The 17,173-nt window shown below is 54.9% G+C and carries 18 protein-coding genes; 7 read left to right on the top strand and 11 right to left on the bottom strand.

Features of this window, described 5'->3' with window-relative positions; translation table 11 throughout:
• Positions 1–227 precede the first annotated feature (227 nt).
• On the bottom strand, positions 228–2,468 hold the full coding sequence (locus SYN7336_RS18205) for a polysaccharide biosynthesis tyrosine autokinase (RefSeq protein ID WP_017327372.1): 2,241 nt from the start codon (positions 2,466–2,468) through the stop codon (positions 228–230).
• A gap of 606 nt (positions 2,469–3,074) precedes the next feature.
• Here SYN7336_RS18205 and SYN7336_RS18200 point away from each other — a divergent pair.
• The gene (locus SYN7336_RS18200) at positions 3,075–4,097 is read left to right on the top strand and encodes a bifunctional nicotinamide-nucleotide adenylyltransferase/Nudix hydroxylase (protein ID WP_017327371.1); all 1,023 of its coding nucleotides are present in this window, start codon (positions 3,075–3,077) and stop codon (positions 4,095–4,097) included.
• A gap of 185 nt (positions 4,098–4,282) precedes the next feature.
• Positions 4,283–5,662, top strand: a complete 1,380-nt coding sequence (locus SYN7336_RS18195) for a nicotinate phosphoribosyltransferase (RefSeq protein ID WP_026101129.1) — start codon at positions 4,283–4,285, stop codon at positions 5,660–5,662.
• Positions 5,663–5,768: 106 nt separating this feature from the next.
• Here the strand turns inward: SYN7336_RS18195 and SYN7336_RS29155 are convergent, their stop codons facing one another.
• The 3 genes from SYN7336_RS29155 to SYN7336_RS18185 all read right to left on the bottom strand — a co-directional run bounded on the left by SYN7336_RS29155 (position 5,769) and on the right by SYN7336_RS18185 (position 7,625).
• On the bottom strand, positions 5,769–5,909 hold the full coding sequence (locus SYN7336_RS29155; RefSeq protein ID WP_071590809.1) for a photosystem II protein Y: 141 nt from the start codon (positions 5,907–5,909) through the stop codon (positions 5,769–5,771).
• A gap of 170 nt (positions 5,910–6,079) precedes the next feature.
• Positions 6,080–7,075 (bottom strand): septal ring lytic transglycosylase RlpA family protein, encoded by a 996-nt coding sequence (locus SYN7336_RS28250; RefSeq protein ID WP_017327369.1) that lies wholly within the window; start codon positions 7,073–7,075, stop codon positions 6,080–6,082.
• Between the two features lie 271 nt (positions 7,076–7,346).
• The gene (locus SYN7336_RS18185; RefSeq protein WP_017327368.1) at positions 7,347–7,625 is read right to left on the bottom strand and encodes a DUF3288 family protein; all 279 of its coding nucleotides are present in this window, start codon (positions 7,623–7,625) and stop codon (positions 7,347–7,349) included.
• Positions 7,626–8,406: 781 nt separating this feature from the next.
• On the opposite strand from SYN7336_RS18185, the gene SYN7336_RS18175 reads away from it, so the two are divergent.
• From SYN7336_RS18175 to SYN7336_RS18165, 3 genes are all read left to right on the top strand, one after another.
• Entirely contained in the window at positions 8,407–9,837 is a 1,431-nt protein-coding gene (locus tag SYN7336_RS18175; RefSeq protein ID WP_017327366.1) for a form I ribulose bisphosphate carboxylase large subunit, read from the top strand.
• A 106-nt stretch (positions 9,838–9,943) separates the two neighbouring features.
• Positions 9,944–10,417, top strand: coding sequence for a chaperonin family protein RbcX (locus SYN7336_RS26610; protein ID WP_017327365.1), 474 nt, complete (start codon positions 9,944–9,946; stop codon positions 10,415–10,417).
• A 58-nt stretch (positions 10,418–10,475) separates the two neighbouring features.
• Complete coding sequence (locus SYN7336_RS18165; RefSeq protein WP_017327364.1) at positions 10,476–10,805, top strand: ribulose bisphosphate carboxylase small subunit; 330 nt, start codon at positions 10,476–10,478, stop codon at positions 10,803–10,805.
• Positions 10,806–11,027: 222 nt separating this feature from the next.
• On the opposite strand, the gene SYN7336_RS18160 is transcribed toward SYN7336_RS18165, so the two are convergent.
• From SYN7336_RS18160 to SYN7336_RS26605, 3 genes are all read right to left on the bottom strand, one after another.
• Positions 11,028–11,483, bottom strand: a complete 456-nt coding sequence (locus SYN7336_RS18160) for a carboxymuconolactone decarboxylase family protein (protein ID WP_017327363.1) — start codon at positions 11,481–11,483, stop codon at positions 11,028–11,030.
• Between the two features lie 99 nt (positions 11,484–11,582).
• Positions 11,583–11,948, bottom strand: a complete 366-nt coding sequence (locus SYN7336_RS18155; protein WP_017327362.1) for an SDR family oxidoreductase — start codon at positions 11,946–11,948, stop codon at positions 11,583–11,585.
• Positions 11,949–12,031: 83 nt separating this feature from the next.
• Positions 12,032–12,970, bottom strand: a complete 939-nt coding sequence (locus SYN7336_RS26605) for an ROK family protein (protein ID WP_017327361.1) — start codon at positions 12,968–12,970, stop codon at positions 12,032–12,034.
• 112 nt (positions 12,971–13,082) lie between these two features.
• Between SYN7336_RS26605 and SYN7336_RS18145 the strand changes: the two genes are divergently transcribed.
• On the top strand, positions 13,083–13,481 hold the full coding sequence (locus tag SYN7336_RS18145) for a YkvA family protein (RefSeq protein ID WP_017327360.1): 399 nt from the start codon (positions 13,083–13,085) through the stop codon (positions 13,479–13,481).
• A 21-nt stretch (positions 13,482–13,502) separates the two neighbouring features.
• Here SYN7336_RS18145 and SYN7336_RS26600 read toward each other — a convergent pair whose 3' ends face one another.
• From SYN7336_RS26600 to SYN7336_RS18125, 4 genes are read right to left on the bottom strand one after another with little or no spacing between them, the layout of a single operon-like run.
• Positions 13,503–13,952: a hypothetical protein gene (locus SYN7336_RS26600; RefSeq protein ID WP_017327359.1), complete on the bottom strand. Its 450-nt coding sequence runs from the start codon at positions 13,950–13,952 to the stop codon at positions 13,503–13,505.
• 11 nt (positions 13,953–13,963) lie between these two features.
• Positions 13,964–14,362: a YtxH domain-containing protein gene (locus tag SYN7336_RS18135; RefSeq protein WP_017327358.1), complete on the bottom strand. Its 399-nt coding sequence runs from the start codon at positions 14,360–14,362 to the stop codon at positions 13,964–13,966.
• Between the two features lie 44 nt (positions 14,363–14,406).
• On the bottom strand, positions 14,407–14,898 hold the full coding sequence (locus SYN7336_RS18130; protein ID WP_017327357.1) for a tRNA (cytidine(34)-2'-O)-methyltransferase: 492 nt from the start codon (positions 14,896–14,898) through the stop codon (positions 14,407–14,409).
• Positions 14,899–14,931: 33 nt separating this feature from the next.
• A complete protein-coding gene (locus SYN7336_RS18125; RefSeq protein WP_083885806.1) occupies positions 14,932–16,110 on the bottom strand; it encodes a YihY/virulence factor BrkB family protein in 1,179 nt (392 codons plus the stop codon).
• Between the two features lie 69 nt (positions 16,111–16,179).
• Here SYN7336_RS18125 and SYN7336_RS26595 point away from each other — a divergent pair, with 69 nt between their 5' ends.
• Complete coding sequence (locus SYN7336_RS26595) at positions 16,180–16,860, top strand: ComF family protein (RefSeq protein WP_017327354.1); 681 nt, start codon at positions 16,180–16,182, stop codon at positions 16,858–16,860.
• The last annotated feature ends 313 nt before the right edge of the window (positions 16,861–17,173 follow it).

Here is a 17,173-nt window from a genome sequence, read left to right as displayed (position 1 = left end):
AAATAAGGAGCTCCTAGCTGTCGACGCAGGAAGAAGAAGTTGCACAGACGGGAGTTAAGATTCTCCACCATCGAAACGGAAAGATTGCTGATTTGCTCCGGAAACACCCCTCGGACTGTAACCCTGTGATGAACCACGCCCCTCGCCCTAACTCACAGTAGAGTAGTTGTTTTGATAGTAGTAGCTGTCGCGACCGTAGTTGCCGTAGTATCGGGTTTCGGTCGGTTCTACTCGCGGTTCACCACCAACCCCGCTAACTTGCCGTGCTCCGCTTGGAGAATCTCAGTTGCCCGCAGGACTGAAGCTTTCGAAGCCATCTCTAAACTGACCACCAAGACAACACCATCCACAATGCTAGCGACACTTTGAGCATCGGCAAATCCCACAATCGGTGGCGTATCGATCAAAATATAGTCGTATACCTCTTGCCAACTTGCCAAAAGAGTTGACATCCGCTGCGATAAGAACCAAACCAGCGGATTGCGGACGCGAGGGCCTGCCGGCAGGACATCGAGATGGCCCTGTTGGAACGAAGACACCATGTCTCGCCAATCTAGCTCGGGATGCCTGAATACCGTACTCAACCCAACTCGATTGCCAATCTCGAAATTTTGGTGAACTGTGGAATGCATAAAATCAGCGTCAACCATCAGCACTCGCTTGCCCACTTCAGCCAGCACCTTACCTAAATTGCACGCCACCGTACTCTTCCCCTCTCCGGGGTGAGCAGAGGTGATAGCTAGCACTTTAGAACGACCGTTGCGACAGGGCAGAGCTTCGACATTGATAGCCAGTTGACCCAGCGCCTCTTGAAAGAGAGACCGCCCTGCATATCCATAAGGCGAGGGCACTGCTTCTACATCGATGCTGTCTTCGAGCTCCTCTAACTCATCGCCATCCTCCAACCCATCAGGATTTTCTGGATTCGGCAACAAGAGGGTATCTAGCTCTTCTGCCGCAGGGAGTGCGCCCAACAGAGGAACTCCCGTCAGTTCGAGAGCCTGCCGATCTGTTTTGACTCTGCCATCCAGTAGCTCTAGTACAACGGGCACACCAGCTCCAAGAGTGAGACTGCCCAACAAGCCATAGAGCAAGTTGCGCGGGATATTGGGAGAAAAAGGTTCGCGCGGCAAATAAGGGGGCTCGAAGAGACTCCAAGGAGCAGCCCCTTGCGCCCCCACAATGCGCAGTTCTTGCAACCGCACTAAAAGAGTATTCAACTGTTGCGAATTGACCCCCACTTTGCGCTCCAGCTCTGCATATTCCTGCTGTAGAACCGGTAACGATTCAAAACGCTCCGCCACTGAAGCCGCATCGACCCGCAGACCCTCCAATCGCTGCAACTGCAGTGCCAGCTCTAACTGTGTCGCCTGCAGTTGGCTCGTCAAGGTTTGCTGCAGAGAGAGCTGCTGAATGGCTGGGGCACTGGCCGAGCTTTCGGTACCGTCAGTTGTTGGAGTACCGAACGATAAGGTGGCAGGGGGAACGACAATGGCCAATAATGCTTCTGCACTGGGGACAGTCCCCAACACCTCCCCCGCTCGCGCCCTCAAGAGCTCTACTAGACGATCTCGATCCTGCTTCAGGGTTTGAATCACGGGAGACTCTGCCCGAAAGCGAGACTGTTGTAGGGCAAGTTGAGTTTCTATCCCTTGGAGTTGGCTGGCAAGGGCTTGGTAAGTGCCATCTTGGCTGAGGAGGGTACTGGAGAGGGCTGTCTCGGGATCTTGGCCGACTTCGATCAGTTGAGCGCGCAATTCTGTCAGGCGGCGGCGGGTGAGTGCGATCCCTTGCTCTAGTTCTTCGACATTCCGTTCTAGCGAAAACTTGAGACCGGCAATCGTGCCGGCAAAGCCATTCGGATCCACAAGGCCATGCTCTTCCCGAAAGGCCCGCAGGCGATCGGCTGATTCATCTAAAGCCTGCTGGGCAGTTTCAATCGAGCTTTCGACAAAAGCGACGGCATTTGACTGACTGGATCGCAGCCGCTCTTCGCCGAACTCGAGGTAAAATTCGCTGGCGGTCTCCAACACTCCTTTAACGCGCGCTGGATCGGAGTCTGTGTAAGAAATCACCATTAATCCCTCTTCACCCAAGGGGCGAACAGATAGGTTCCACAGCAGGTGAGGGGGAGAAATTGCTGCCCGATAAACTTCGGGCAAGCGCTCGTAAATATTGGAGAGCAACGGGGCTCTAGCCAGCGTGCGTGCCTCGAAGCCCAGCGCCTCTTTCGATGGCGCACCCTCATTCGAGCCTACAACGCCAGGTGAATTGCTCACGAGCAATAAAAATTGAGATCGATACTGGGTATCGCGAGTAAAGGTATAAGCCATGCAACAGGTCATGATACCCGCAGAGACAACTGCAGCCCAAGGCCATCGTTTGCGCAGCGCTCGGAGGGCGTCCCCCAAACCAAAAGGGGACTCGCTACTAGTTGCGGCTACATCTAAAGTATCTTCATCTAGCATAGGGTTGGAAGGGGTTGGATGGGTAGAAGCTCGACATAAGGAAGGAAGTCACGGTCTAGAGAAATACGAGGGTTGTCTGAGTGAATTCCGCAATCATCTTGAGTATCGTCCATATAATGCAGAGCAGCTAGAAGTATTTACTCACCTCAAGTGTGGCCTCAGTATGATAATTATAGACTGAATAGCGAAAGCTACATAAAAATGGATAAATCAGTATTAGCAAGAGCACATCAACCCAAAGTTTTGCTCGACAAGCGGTGTCTTTCTCGAACCTGATATGATTCGCAGTCACCCTACCTACCCAATCATTAAGCTAGCCCTGGCACAGTATCCTCTAGCTTGCCCTGATACTCGCAACGGAATAAACGGGTAGCTCGAAACGCAATCCTGCTCTGGCTAGTCTAAACCGGGAGAACAGCTTGGCCCGTATAAGCTCGTATTCCTGTTGAATACAAACCTCACTCAATCGATACTACAGCATCGTTTAATTCAGTCTCGATAGGGTAGCGCATGTGGCACTGCGCGATCGCGCAGCTCTTCTAACTTGTAAGATTGTATACTGAAAAAGCTTTCGGAGAGAAAGCTATGGTATCCAGGGAGTCTGGAATGACATTTAAATATGACTACTGCGTCTACGTGGGTCGGTTCCAACCGTTTCACTTAGGCCACCTAGAGACTGTCAAGACGAGTCTAAATCGCGCCGAGTCTCTCATCATTATCCTCGGCAGCCACAGGGTTGCCCCCAACATTAAAAATCCGTGGAGCTCGGCGGTGCGCGAGCAGGCGATCCGAGCTTGTTTGCTGCCCGAGTGGCAGAAACGGGTTCAGTTTTTGTACGTGCGCGATCGCCTCTACAGCGACAATCTATGGCTGACGGACGTCCAGCAGAAGGTGTATGAGATGACTGGGGATAAGGCCAGAATTGCCATTATCGGCCATCGTAAAGATAGCAGCTCTTACTATCTGGATTTGTTTCCCCAATGGCATTTCATTCCTACCGAGTCCTTTCGCGGGATTAACTCGACAGAGATCCGCAACGCTTACTTCAGCCAGTTAGAGGAAAACGATTACCGCGACAACCTACCTGAAGGCACGCAGCAATTTTTACAGGCATTTCGCCAGCAGCCCCTCTATCAAACGCTAACGGAAGAATATCAATTCATTCAAAGCTACCGACAGGCTTGGGTCAGGGCCCCTTACAAACCCACATTTGTGACGGTGGATGCAGTGGCGGTGCAGTCCGGCCACATTCTGGTGGTGCGGCGAAACGCAAAGCCGGGTAAGGGGCTGATTGCATTACCTGGCGGTTTTTTGCAGCAGGACGAAACTCTCTTAGAGGGGATGTTGCGGGAGTTAAAGGAGGAAACAGGACTCAAGGTACCCCGACCGGTGTTAAAAGGCTCGATTGTGGACAGTCAGGTGTTTGATAACCCCGAGCGAGCGCTGCGGGGACGCACGATTACTCACGCTTACTTCATTCAACTCAAAGCGGGCAAGCTTCCTCCAGTGCGAGGCGGAGACGATGCTAGTAAGGCTTGGTGGATGTCTCTATCGGATCTGTACAGCCACGAAGATCGCTTCTTTGAAGATCACTTCCAGATCGTGCAGCATTTTGTCAGTCGGATCTAATGGGTGCCAGTACTGGCAACGGCTGGCAATGGCACTAGGGATTAGCTTTCCAGGGAGCGATAGGATTCTATCCCTGTCCTCCTATTGCCTCTCTCGGGGAACTGATGGGTTCGGATAGACCGGGCCTTAATCACTAACAGGTCAATCGCTAACAGTTGCGGAGCGCAACTCAGGAGCTCATCATGATGAAATACAACTTCTTACTGGATACCGACTCTTATAAGGTGAGCCACTGGTTGCAATATCCTCCCGGTACTGAAGGCATGTTTTCCTATGTGGAAAGTCGGGGGGGGCGCTATCCGGCCACCCTCTTTTTTGGCTTGCAGTACATTCTCAAACACGATTTGGCCCATCCTGTCGAAGCGTGGATGGTTGAGGAGGCTAAGGAGTTTTATACCGCCCACGGCGAGCCGTTTAATGAGGCTGGGTGGAATTACATCGTGCGAGAACTCGGAGGAAAGCTGCCCATTCGCATTCGAGCGGTGCCGGAGGGGACGGTGGTGCCGGTCCACAATGTCTTGATGACAGTGGAATCGACAGACCCGCAGGTGTTTTGGCTGGTGTCGTGGTTGGAGACGCTGCTGCTGCGGGTATGGTATCCCGTGACGGTGGCAACCCAAAGTTGGTATCTGCGACAGGCCATCTACGACGCCCTAGTTCGAACTGCGGACAACCCCGATGGCGAGATTGGCTTCAAGCTGCACGATTTTGGAGCGCGGGGGGTATCCAGTTGCGAGTCGTCGGGGATTGGGGGGATGGCCCACCTAGTCAGCTTCTCGGGCAGCGATACGGTGCAAGGGGTGGCTTATGCCAATCACTATTATCACCACCCGATGGCGGGGTTCTCGATCCCGGCAGCAGAGCATTCGACGATGACGGCTTGGGGGCGATCGCGAGAGGAGGCTGCTTATCGCAACATGCTGGAGCAGTTTGCCAAACCGGGTAGCTCGGTAGCAGTGGTGTCCGATTCCTATGACATTTGGCATGCAGTGGAGAACTTGTGGGGGGGATCGCTGCGGCAGGAGGTGCTCGATTCTGGGGCGACGGTGGTCATTCGGCCCGATTCTGGCAATCCGGCAGTGGTGGTCAGTCGCATTCTCAAGATTTTGGACGATCGCTTTGGCAGTACGACAAACTCAAAGGGCTACAAAGTGCTCAATGCGGTGCGCGTCATTCAAGGGGATGGCATGAATCCCGAGACGATTGTGGAGGTATTAGAGGCGATCGCCAAGCTGGGCTTCAGTGCTTCCAATATCGCTTTTGGCATGGGGGGAGCACTACTGCAACAGGTGAATCGCGATACTCAGAAATTTGCCTACAAGTGCAGCCTGGTGAGGATTGACGGCAAAGACATCCCAGTCCTTAAAGATCCTGCCACCGATCCCGGCAAGCGCAGCAAGCCCGGTCGGTTGGACTTGGTGGAGCATAACGGCGAATTTCAAACGATCGTGCTACCGGTTGCGAATCCCAGCCGAGAGAGTCAGCTAGAGACAGTGTACGAGAATGGCAAGATTGTGCGGGAATACAGTCTCGAACGAGTGCGCCAGCGAGCGGGTGCGAGATAAGGAGCGCGCACTCGTTTCTCCATCACAACAATCCCCCTAGATTGCGGTAGGGCAAGATCTAGGGGGATTGTTGTGCGAACTTGCAGTCCGGCAGGCCATTCAAAGGTTAGTCATTCTTCCAGGGGGTGTTGCCTCGATCGCCAAAAAGCTTGGCTTCACCACTTGTAGTAGCTTTGAAGATGTTGTAGCCAGCCCAGCCTAAAGCTAGAAGAATGGGGCCCAATACGACTAAAACGCGCCAATCCATAATCAACCCTACTTGTTAAATAAGCCGAATACTCGGATTGTAATCGATTAGCGGGAGCGATCGCATGTGTTTGGCCATTCGGCAGTAGGCCCTCTACCTAGAAACCGCTCTCAATGGGAGAAAAAGCAGGAGTTCGCGCTTTTGACTCGCGGCAAGCAAGATGGCTGCGATTATGAAGGTGACTGCTCTAGAGCATCGATAATGCGAACTCTTACAGGACTCACACCGACGTGAAGAATGCCGAGTTCCCGAGCAACCGTTTCTGACAAGTCCAGAACTCTAGCCCCGACATAAGGACCGCGATCGTTCACTCGCACGATGGTAGCGCGTCCGGTGTGGAGAGCGGTTACGTGAAGGTAGGTGCCGAGTGGGAGACTCTTGTGGGCAGCAGTAAACGTTCCCGGCACGAAGAGTTCCCCCGAAGCCGTAGGGCGACCGTAAAAATAAGGTCCGTACCAAGAGGCTAACCCCTCAAAATCGACGGGTTCGTCACTGGAGCCATATTGGTAGGCCAGCACTGCTGCTTCGGATAGGGGTTCTCCGTCCAAAGCGATGCGCAGGTTATTAATCCACATCGCGGCTAAATCGCTGGGATGGCGATCGTACCAAGCAGCAGTCTCTGAATCGACAGTGAAAATCACTTCGCCCTCGATCGCCCCGACCGCTTCCCCATTGACCCATGCAGGACGAGCCATCTCGGGGTGAAGCGCCTGCTGCGCGGCCAGTGCTTTCAGTTCGCTGGCAATCAGGCGAGCGCGCTCTTCCTCTGCTGCCGATAGTGAAGTCACCGGGATGTCGTTGACCAGGACGTGATTGCGCGTGACGCCATCCTCACTGACAGTTGCCACTGCGATTTCGGGCAGCCGTTCGTCTGCAACAACTGCTGCAGGTGCTTGGGGCAGATCGGAACTGCGATCGGAAAGGGGGGCCATCCAATAGTTGACGCCGAGAGCACTTCCCAGCATGACTCCCGCCCCTAATGCGATCGACCCCAGATAACTGGAGAGGCAATGTTTTTGGCTGTTGGGGGCGCTCGGTAATAGCCGCTCGTGCGGCTGGCGGCGAAAGAAAAGATACCGACGAGAGCGCAGCTCGAGGTAGCGAACGGATCGAGAGAGTTTGAATAGGTCGGCAAACGCGATCCCGGAACTATCAGAACGTGTCATAAATTCGCAATGTTTTCTTCGGGATCGCTATAATGCCTAAGCAGAAGGAATAGGTACATCAGCCTAAAGGTAGAGGGCGAACGGATGAAATCGCCACAATCCATAGGGCGTAAGGATTTATTTGGAATAAGCTTTTATGCCTATCTGGCAATAACTGCGCTAAACCGCAGCTTGAAGTGCGTGTTTGGCACAGTCCGACGTCCTTTAAGCAACCTTGCCGAGTCAGTTTGTGTGAATTCTGGGCCTGTATGTTGTCCGTGCAAGGCGATCGCTAGGCCCAGTCATCCCGCTTGCTAAACCGTTCCCGGTACACCGTTTGCTCTTGATGAATTGCCCGCGTTTTCGCAAATAGGTCTGTCTCGCTTAGGTTCCAAGTCTGGAGGATACCATCGAGGTCTACTTGAATGTCGCGGGCACCGGGAAAGCCGTCATAGCGAATCCGCAGGCGCGCCACTTCGGCCAAGTTGAAATCAGAGGGGGTACCGTCTTTCAAGATCGAAGTCAGTAAATCGCGATCGGCTTTGTATTGAGGGTGTCTTTGGTCGGTCATCGTATTTTCGGTGTTTGATATTTTCGGTGTTTGATATTTTCGGTGTTTGATATTTTCGGTGTTTGATATTTTCGGTGTTTGATATTTTCGGTGTTTGATACAGTGTGGGCTCGAATCGAGTTCATCTGGATATCTTGCAAGAGCACAGGATGCACGGGATAGCCAGCTTTCATCTCGCGATCGCATCTTCGGCTCGCTGTGCCATTTGAGGAGGGTGGCCGATCTCCGATCGCCTTTTACCTGCTGTCAACCCAAGCTACCGAGTAAAATTGTTATCGCGATCCCCATCTGCTCTGCCCCCTTTCTGTGACGGTTTGTATCGTTGCTGGAGGATGCAACGGCCGATCGCCCCTCTCTCTCGGGCTAAAGCCTAACTCACCCAAATCCTTGACAGGCAGTCGTCCCGGAGCTTTGGACCGATTGCGCTATCAGAGCCGACGGCAAACCTTAAGCAAGATTAATCAATTGTATAAATAAAATAACATTTGCTTAATTTCGAAGAGTGATAGCTTTTGAGTGGCCGAAGAAGTGTTAGTCAAGATAGGATTGCACTTCGAGCGAATTCCGCTTCGAGTCAAGGGATCGCCCATTCGCGAAACATATCGTTACGCGCAATCATTTCCCGCAGATGAGCGAAATAGAAGTAAACGCTCCCTCGAGAGTTAAGATTACTTTTGCATTGCTCGACATGTTGAAAAGTTGTGCCTGGATTGGCAGTCTGACTGCCCGATCCCAGGTTTTGCAGCTTCGCAGTATTGAGTGGCTTACGAGGAAGTAAGACGTGTCTTATTCACAAACTAGAACTCAGACGAAAGCAGGTTTTGAGTCCGGCGTTAAGGACTACAAACTCACCTACTACACCCCCGATTACACGCCGAAGGATACCGACATTCTGGCGGCATTTCGCGTGAGCCCCCAGCCGGGTGTACCGATTGAAGAGGCTGGCGCAGCTGTGGCGGCTGAATCTTCAACTGGTACTTGGACCACTGTGTGGACCGACCTGCTGACGGACCTAGACCGCTACAAGGGCCGCTGCTACGACATCGAGCCCGTTCCCGGCGAAGACAATCAATTCATTTGCTACATCGCTTATCCCCTCGACCTGTTTGAAGAGGGCTCCGTCACCAACATGCTCACCTCTATTGTTGGTAACGTATTCGGCTTTAAGGCACTGCGCGCTCTCCGTCTGGAAGACTTGCGCATTCCCGTTGCCTACCTGAAGACCTTCCAAGGTCCCCCCCACGGCATCACCGTCGAGCGGGACAAGATTAACAAGTACGGTCGTCCCTTGCTGGGTTGCACCATTAAGCCCAAGTTGGGTCTGTCCGCGAAGAACTACGGTCGCGCAGTCTACGAGTGCTTGCGCGGCGGTCTCGACTTCACCAAAGACGACGAAAACATCAACTCTCAGCCCTTCCAGCGCTGGCGCGATCGCTTCTTGTTCGTTGCGGATGCCATTCACAAGGCACAGGCTGAGACGGGTGAAATCAAGGGTCACTACCTGAACTGTACCGCCAGCACCTGCGAAGAAATGCTAAAGCGGGCCGAGTTCGCGAAAGAACTCGAGATGCCCATCATCATGCATGACTTCCTGACCGCAGGTTTCACCGCTAATACCACCCTGTCCCACTGGTGCCGAGATAACGGCCTGTTGCTGCACATCCACCGCGCCATGCACGCGGTCGTCGATCGCCAACGCAACCACGGTATGCACTTCCGCGTTCTGGCTAAGTGCTTGCGCATGTCTGGTGGCGACCACATCCACACCGGTACGGTTGTGGGTAAGTTAGAAGGCGATCGCGAATCCACCTTGGGCTTCATCGACCTGCTGCGCGAAGACTACGTCGAGCGCGACCTCTCCCGTGGCATTTACTTCACCCAAGACTGGGTATCTATGGGTGGTGTGATGGCTGTTGCTTCCGGCGGTATCCACGTCTGGCACATGCCTGCGCTGGTTGACATCTTTGGCGATGACTCCGTACTGCAATTTGGTGGCGGGACCTTGGGTCACCCCTGGGGTAACGCTCCTGGTGCAACCGCCAACCGTGTTGCTCTAGAAGCTTGCGTCCAAGCTCGTAACGAAGGTCGCGACCTCATGCGCGAGGGCGGCGACATCATCCGCGAAGCGGCTAAGTGGTCTCCCGAACTGGCCGCTGCCTGCGAGCTGTGGAAAGAAATCAAGTTCGAATTCGAGACGATGGACAAGCTGTAAAGCCAATGCCAGCGCGCGGCGACCGAGGTTTTTCTCGGCCCGCAACCAGGTTCGGAGGGGGGCTTTCTGCTTTTCCACTGCGGCGTAGAAGCGACCGCATTGACCGATGGATCGCAAACACATCGCGAAAAAGACAGCCGAAGTTATCATCAGCTATCTGACCTATCAAGCAATGCGGACGGTTCGAGAGCAACTGCGCGAGGTCCATCCCGTCAAGGCGGTATGGCTCGGCCAGTTTTCTTCCCAAGGCAAGCTGCAAGACGGCGAAGCCTATTTGGAGGAACTCGTGGCCGAAGACCGCGAAATTGCTCTGCGCATTATGACAGTGCGACAGCATTTGGCGGATGAAATTGTCGAATTCTTGCCCGAAATGGTAAGCCTCGGCATTCAGCAGGCCAATATGGACCGTCGCCGCCGCTTGCTCGAACGCATGACACAAGTGCAGCCTGTCGATGAGGTGGCACACGAGGAAGAGCGCGTCCCAGCTCAACCGGAACCAGAACTCCAGTCTGGCTTGGAGACCTCTTCCCCAGCAGACGGCCCAACCGACCCCACCAGCCCCGAAGCTGACGGCGACTAATGCCCGCAGCACCACAATCTTCTGAAGACGGCCCTTTTCATTACTAAGGATCTAAACCATGCAAACTCTGCCTAAAGAGCGTCGCTACGAGACGATGTCTTACCTGCCTCCTCTGAGCGATGCTCAGATCGAGCGTCAAATTGCTTACTACCTAGACCAAGGGTTCATCCCTGCGATTGAATTTGACGAAGTTGCCGACCCCGCCACCTACTTCTGGACTCTGTGGAAGCTGCCCTTGTTCGGCGCTAGCTCCACCCGCGAAGTTCTGCAGGAAGTCAACAACTGCCGCAACGAGTACCGCAACTGCTTCATCCGCGTTGTGGCGTTCGACAACATCAAGCAGTGTCAAGTGGCTAGCTTTATTGTGAACAAGCCCTCTGGTTTCTAAAACCGACGGGCTGCTCGAACGAATTTCGGAGCGGCGATCGGCGATCGCCCTCGCGAGTGCTAGACTCGCAAGCCCTCAGATGTGCTGGAGAAGCAAGGTTGACCGACTTCTCCAGCACATTTTTATGGCCTGCTGTCGATTAGAGAAGACCCTTTCGACAATCAGGCCCGTGTACTCTCTGACATTAGAAAGTCAGCCCACACTTCTGTTAGTCGATTATGGTTAAGGTTTGACAAGATATCGACTGGGAATGGCAATCCGATTCCAAGCATTGATAACAACTCCAAGCCATTCAACTGCTGAGATTTCTTCATCTGAAAGCACTGCGGAAGCATCGGCGTAGATGGATTCGGGAACTTGACCTTCTCCGATCGAGGTCACCGCCTCGATGAGTGCCAGCGAAGCGCGCTCCTTATCACTGAAGTACTGTGATTCGCGCCATGCTGGCAATAAACTGATGCGGTCGTAGCTCTCGCCACTGGACAAAGCGTCCCGTGTGTGTAGTCTGATGCAATAAGCGCACTGATTCAGCTGAGATGCGCGGAGGCGCAGTAGATGTGATAAACCTTCAGAGACTCCCGCAGATGCTACGAGATCGCTTGCAAGGCGATCGAGCTGAACGACGGTCTGATATAACTCCGGTGCGGTCTTTCCCAGATTGATACGGCTTGCCTGCATAGCGACTCCTTTACGTGCCATCCGACTGACGCTTGAGCTCAATACAGCGGAGTGAAGCGAGCTGTCCGCTGCGGTGCCTTGTAGGGCGACATAAAACCATCAAAACGCACTTTTCACGACACCACCATCCACACGCAAGACCGCACCAGTTGTTGCTGATGCGAGTGGGCTAGCGATGTAAGTGACCAGTGAAGCTACCTCCTCTGGTGTAGCAAAGCGCTGTATAAGCGATGTCGGACGCACCTCATCAAAAAATACCTTCTCATACTCTTCAAACGATTTCCCCTCTTCGCCCGCAAGAGCGCCAACAAAGTCGACAATTCCACGAGACTTCGTTGGACCCGGAAGTACGCTGTTTACTGTGATGGCGGTACCTTCCCGAGCAAGTGTTGTGGCAATTGCTTGTCCGATACCAGCCGTACTTCCGGTGACCAGCGCCAATTTGTTCGTTAAATTGAGATCCATGTTCTACCTCGTACTGTCTGTTAGCTCCCAACAATCAATTTGTAACCTAAATGCGTGAATTCCCTTTTGCATAAGGGCCTGGGCTAAATACCAGAAAATATTTTTGCGCCAGCCAAGCCCGCTGACTGTGGGTTCCACAGATCGAACGCCAACCTCGCTGCTCCTACACAGCCCGCTCGATTCCCCAACTGGGCAGGCACGACTTTGAGATTGACGCGCGAGCTGGGCAAGACGCGCCGCTCGATTTCGGCGATCGCCGCTGGCAAAAACAAATCCGCGCACTTCGAGATCCCCCCTCCAATCGCAATCACCTCGGGGGTCAAAACGTAAATCAGACTGCTCAGACCGATACCCAGATCTTTGCCGATCTCTGTCCAATGGGCGATCGCCTGCTCGTCCCCAGCCCGTGCTTTTCGATCCAACTCGTGACCTCCCATGCCCGTCCGCCGCCGAATCGCCGTTGCCGATACATATTGTTCTAGCGAGCCGCGATTGCCACTGTTGCACTCTGGCCCATCGGGATGAACTGCAATCAGTCCCAATTCCCCCCCCGCCCCATGCGGTCCTGTAAACAATTGACCATCTACCACCACGGCACCGCCAACGCCCGTCCCCAGGGTCAGCAGCATAAAGAGGCGACTGTTGCGCCCCGCCCCCAACCAAGCCTCTCCCAGTCCCGCACAATTGGCGTCATTGGCCAGCTTCACGGGTCGATCCACCAGAGATTCTAAGCGATCGGCGAGGGGCACATCGGTCCAGCCGTGTAAATTAATCGCCACTAGGGCCTTGCGCCCTGCCACATCTGTCGGTCCCGGTACGCCGATCCCAACTGCGACCGCCCTGCGATCGGGATCGAGAACTGCGACGATCTCGGCCATTTGCTCGATGACTACTTCCGGCGCAGCAGGCTGTGCCGTTTCCAGCTTTTGCCATGCTAAACAAGTACCATCGACATTAAACCGTCCCGCCTTGATATGGGTACCTCCCACATCGATGGCAATAACTTCAGCGCGATCGCCCACAATAGTCCCTCTGTCTGCCCAGCTCGGATAATCTCGTCCCCAGCCTGCCCGCAGCGATCGTAGCGCGGATAATCGGTTTGATGCTGTTAGAGCTTGATGCTGTTAGAGCTTGATGCTGCCAGAATGGATCTCGAATCGCATTTGCGATCGCCCCCTCGTTCCATTGGCTGGCATGAACATCTCCCCTCCCCCCCTCTATCGCTGGTTTCGTCAAGGATTGCGCAATCCCGCCACTCGCTCGTGGGTGGTGGCTGGCGTCCTCATTTATTTGATTAGCCCCATCGACATCATTCCGTCGTTTTTCCCCGGCGTTGGAGAAATTGACGATGTGGTATTGCTGGGCTTACTCCTCTCCGAATTAGCACAGATCTGGTTGGGCCATTGGTTTGCCCCGCCTGCGGAGATGGATGCCGCTGCCCCTGCTGGGGCAACTGGACCGCAGCCAACTGGAGCCGATAAGCCTCCCAACCAAGCGGTGGTGGATGTGGATGCTGTGGCGGTAGAAGATTGAGGCTGGATGCAATTGTTCGATCTAGGGGCGATCGAGTTGACGCGGGCCCGCGTCGGAATTCGATCTTGGCGAGTCTTGCGACGTCAGGGCTCGCTCTCCCCTATCGCGTTCCTCCAGAAAGACTTTCCAACCCGCCCGCACCCCTGCAACCACACTGCGGGCTGCGACCCCAGCATCGCGAGCCTGAGTGCGAGTACCCTCAAGACCGTCATCCACGCGCTTGACAATCCGACCGGCACTTTTCACGCCATCGTCCACACTGTCGGCAATATCGCTCACTTCCAAACTGGTCAGCCGCAGAGCCTCTAGGGTAGGGGGCAGATCCCGTTGCAGCAGGTTGAAGAATTGTTTGACACTGCGGGCAGCTTCGGCCAATTCTTTGGCGGCGGGGACTAAAGCAACAAAGATAGCTAATATGCCGGCAGCCACCAGACCGACTGACAGACCCAACCAAAATACCGGATCGCTCATGACGTTCGGCCCTACGGTGCAACGGACGGAGAAGATGGGGAGGCACTCTCGCGATCGCCTTCAGCGGCAGCGATTTGGGGCTGAAATGGCGCGTCGTCCTCCAGGGATAAAGCCTGTTTTTTGAGTTCTTTTTGCTTTTGCAGCATGGTTTCTTTACCCACCGCCACCGCATCCTGAAGGCGATCGAAGGTATCGTCGAGACTGTGCTGGGCCGAATCGAGCAACTTTTCAGTTTGGTACTGCACGCTGGTTTTCAAGTCTTGAGCCACATCCGGCAGGGCTTGGGCCGTTTTTTTGAGAAAGCGGCGGGTGTCCCGACCGCTGCGGGGGGCCACCAACAGGCCAATTGCCGTTCCCACTGCCGTTCCCAACACGAGACCGCCGAGAAAGGCTCCCGCTCGATTTCCCATAGCCAATGCTCCTTCCTTTGCCCCGTATCTGCGATCGCTCGCTTCTATTGTATGTTGCTTCCACGACTGTACCCGCTTCTGTCTACTCGACACTCCAGTTGCTGTTGGCGCAGGGCTTCGAACAAGGCGATCGCCACACTGCTGCCTAGGTTGAGGCTGCGGACGGGGCCGCTGAGGGGAATGCGTACAGTGGGATAGCGAGCTAACAGTTCGGCGGGCAAGCCGCGACTTTCGCTGCCAAACACCAACCAATCGTCCGGTGTATAAGCAATATCCGTATAGCTGCGATCGCCGCGAACGGAGAAACACCAACAGCGACCGGCAGATTTTGCCTGCTGGAATGCCTCCCAAGAGGAGTGGCGGTGCAGATCGACCGCAGGCCAATAATCTAAGCCGGCTCGCTTGAGCTGGCGATCGCTCAATTGAAATCCCAACGGGTCGATTAAATGTAACGGCGTCTGCGTGGCGGCACAAGTGCGGGCCACATTGCCCGTATTGGGGGGAATTTCTGGGGCGACTAAGACGACCTGAACCACCGCTAGATCTCCTCGGGAGACTGTCAGAACAATTTAGGCTTGAGGGCGATCGGGCGATCGGGCAGGAGGCTCTGCCGGCGGAGGAGAAGATTCCCCGTGCGATGGCAGAGAGAGCCTCGGTCGCTCGGCTGGCAGGAGCGACTGTTCCGTTTGCTCTGCTTGCCTCTTTTGCTCTCGGTGGCGCAACCGCAAGATGTGAATGGCGGCATTCACCTCCGCCCCCAATAAAATGCCGAACGCACTCAAGTAGAGCCACAGCAGTAAAACGATTGCGCCACCAATACTGCCGTAAATGGCCTCGTAACGCCCGAAGTTGCGCACGTAAATGCGAAAGAAGGAGGATACCACCAGCCAGATTGCTCCTCCTGCGATCGCCCCCGGCCAGACGGGGGCAAGTGCCGGTTGCTGCGACGGACCCAAGCGATAGATGAACGCCAGAGCCAAGACAATACTCCCCATCGACAGCGGCCAAATGCTTAATTGCCCCCAACCCACTAATAGCTGACTCCAGCCCGCCTGCGAGGCTCCCCAATCCAAGACCGATCGCCCGATTAAGACCAAAAATGAGGCGCTCAATAACAAACCCATCGTACCGATGAAAATCCCCACTGCCAGCAGTCGATTCAGCCACCAAGGGCGGCGTCGATGCAGCGGCACGCCATAGGAGTTATTGAGGGCGCGAATGACCGGAGCCAAAAAGGCTGACGCCACCCACAGCAGTGTCACAATACCGATCGAGAATACTTGCCGATCGGCCCCATCCGCGAGCTCCTCTAGCCCGCGATTGAGCACACTGGCGACATCGCCGGGAACCACCTGCTGCAAGGTTGTTACCATCAAGGTCAGGACTGGCCGAGAAGTGGCTAACCGACCGATCGCCGCCACCACCAGCAAGAGAATGGGAAATAGAGACAGCATGCCGTTGAAGGCCATTTCTGAGGCAGAGGATGAAATTTGGTTGCCGATCGCCTGTTTCGTCACCTGACGCACCAACTCGTAAACCCACTGCACCCCCTGCCATGCCAGTCCCCAGAACTTCTCGACTAGCGGCTGAGCCCCATCTAGCTGTTCGCGAGCGCGTTGCAGGAGAATCTCGAACTTCAGCCTGAATGTCATATCTCTACCGAAATCCTCGGCTGAATAGCAGATCCGATCGCCCTGACGATATCGACCGATGAGTGCGGAGGAGAGCGGTGGATTAGAAAGCCCCATGTCTCTGGGACTGCAATCGGGCAGCAGTTACACTGCGATCGCATCAGTTGCCTCGAAAAAATTTTATCAATGACCTGGCTCGATTGGTTGTTTGCCCCCACTTGTCCCCTCTGTCAGCGCCCGACTGCCAGCGGTGCGGGCTGTTTCTGTCGCGACTGTGCTGCCCAGCTCCACCCCATTCGCCAATCCGACTGGGTTCGGACTGCTCTCAACGGCAGCCCCGCTCCGCTGCCGGTCTTCGGCTGGGGTCTCTATCGAGGCCCGATACAGCGGATGCTGCGCAGTTTGAAATACGACTGCCATCCCGAAGTTGGCGATACTTTAGGCCAATGGCTCGGGCTGCGCTGGCAACACAACTCCCCGTTTCAGCATTCCCCATCTGAACGTCCATACACCGTTGTGCCTATCCCTCTCCATCGAGAGCGGCGTCAGGAGCGGGGTTTCAATCAAGCGGAGGTGGTGAGCCGCGCTTTTTGCGAAGTGACGGGCGATCGCCATCGTCCCCGGCTGTTGCGCCGCGTTCGAGCGACCACTCCCCAATACGGTCTCTCTGCTGCCGAGCGCAGTGGCAATCTCGTTGGGGCGTTTGTGGCGACCGAGGCAGCCAGTGGCGATCGCTCTCCCATTTTGTTGGTGGACGATATTTTTACCACGGGTTCGACGTTGGCTGTGGCTCGCCAAGTGTTGCAGCAGCGGGGGTGGAGGGTGGCTGCTGCGGTTGTTGTTGCTTGTGCTGCGCTCGATACTTAAGCGTCCTCACTCCGGCCCCTCTCCCTGGGGAGAGGGGAGAAAAAGCCTTTAATCCTTGCCCTTGGAGATGCTGTTGTCGAACCTGAGTTCGATGACTCTGCATTGCCCTCACCCCCGGCCCCTCTCCCAAGTTTGGGAGAGGGGAGAAGCAGCCTCAAACCTGCAATCTACCGTTCTATTCCCCTTCCCCCAATTTTGGGGGAAGGGGTTAGGGGATGGGGGCCAGTCCCTTGTCGAACTCACGTTGTCGAAGGCGAGTGCCCAAAGGCCATTCAATCTGGAGAGGAAAGGCGATCGCCCGCCGCTCCTAGCC

The organism is Synechococcus sp. PCC 7336 (assembly GCF_000332275.1).
Taxonomy (GTDB): Bacteria; Cyanobacteriota; Cyanobacteriia; order Thermostichales; family PCC-7336; genus PCC-7336.
This window is presented reverse-complemented; position numbering and strand designations above follow the sequence as displayed.

Bases quoted from the DNA above. Each gene is read 5' to 3' on its own strand.
- SYN7336_RS26595 (WP_017327354.1), top strand. From the start codon at position 16,180: ATGACCTGGCTCGATTGGTTGTTTGCCCCCACTTGTCCCCTCTGTCAG.
- SYN7336_RS18185 (WP_017327368.1), bottom strand. From the start codon at position 7,625: ATGACCGACCAAAGACACCCTCAATACAAAGCCGATCGCGATTTACTG.
- SYN7336_RS18195 (WP_026101129.1), top strand. From the start codon at position 4,283: ATGAAATACAACTTCTTACTGGATACCGACTCTTATAAGGTGAGCCAC.
- SYN7336_RS28250 (WP_017327369.1), bottom strand. From the start codon at position 7,075: ATGACACGTTCTGATAGTTCCGGGATCGCGTTTGCCGACCTATTCAAA.
- SYN7336_RS29155 (WP_071590809.1), bottom strand. From the start codon at position 5,909: ATGGATTGGCGCGTTTTAGTCGTATTGGGCCCCATTCTTCTAGCTTTA.
- SYN7336_RS18135 (WP_017327358.1), bottom strand. From the start codon at position 14,362: ATGGGAAATCGAGCGGGAGCCTTTCTCGGCGGTCTCGTGTTGGGAACG.
- SYN7336_RS18155 (WP_017327362.1), bottom strand. From the start codon at position 11,948: ATGGATCTCAATTTAACGAACAAATTGGCGCTGGTCACCGGAAGTACG.
- SYN7336_RS18160 (WP_017327363.1), bottom strand. From the start codon at position 11,483: ATGCAGGCAAGCCGTATCAATCTGGGAAAGACCGCACCGGAGTTATAT.
- SYN7336_RS18165 (WP_017327364.1), top strand. From the start codon at position 10,476: ATGCAAACTCTGCCTAAAGAGCGTCGCTACGAGACGATGTCTTACCTG.
- SYN7336_RS18200 (WP_017327371.1), top strand. From the start codon at position 3,075: ATGACATTTAAATATGACTACTGCGTCTACGTGGGTCGGTTCCAACCG.
- SYN7336_RS18145 (WP_017327360.1), top strand. From the start codon at position 13,083: ATGCTGCCAGAATGGATCTCGAATCGCATTTGCGATCGCCCCCTCGTT.
- SYN7336_RS18125 (WP_083885806.1), bottom strand. From the start codon at position 16,110: ATGGGGCTTTCTAATCCACCGCTCTCCTCCGCACTCATCGGTCGATAT.
- SYN7336_RS26600 (WP_017327359.1), bottom strand. From the start codon at position 13,952: ATGAGCGATCCGGTATTTTGGTTGGGTCTGTCAGTCGGTCTGGTGGCT.
- SYN7336_RS26610 (WP_017327365.1), top strand. From the start codon at position 9,944: ATGGATCGCAAACACATCGCGAAAAAGACAGCCGAAGTTATCATCAGC.
- SYN7336_RS18205 (WP_017327372.1), bottom strand. From the start codon at position 2,468: ATGCTAGATGAAGATACTTTAGATGTAGCCGCAACTAGTAGCGAGTCC.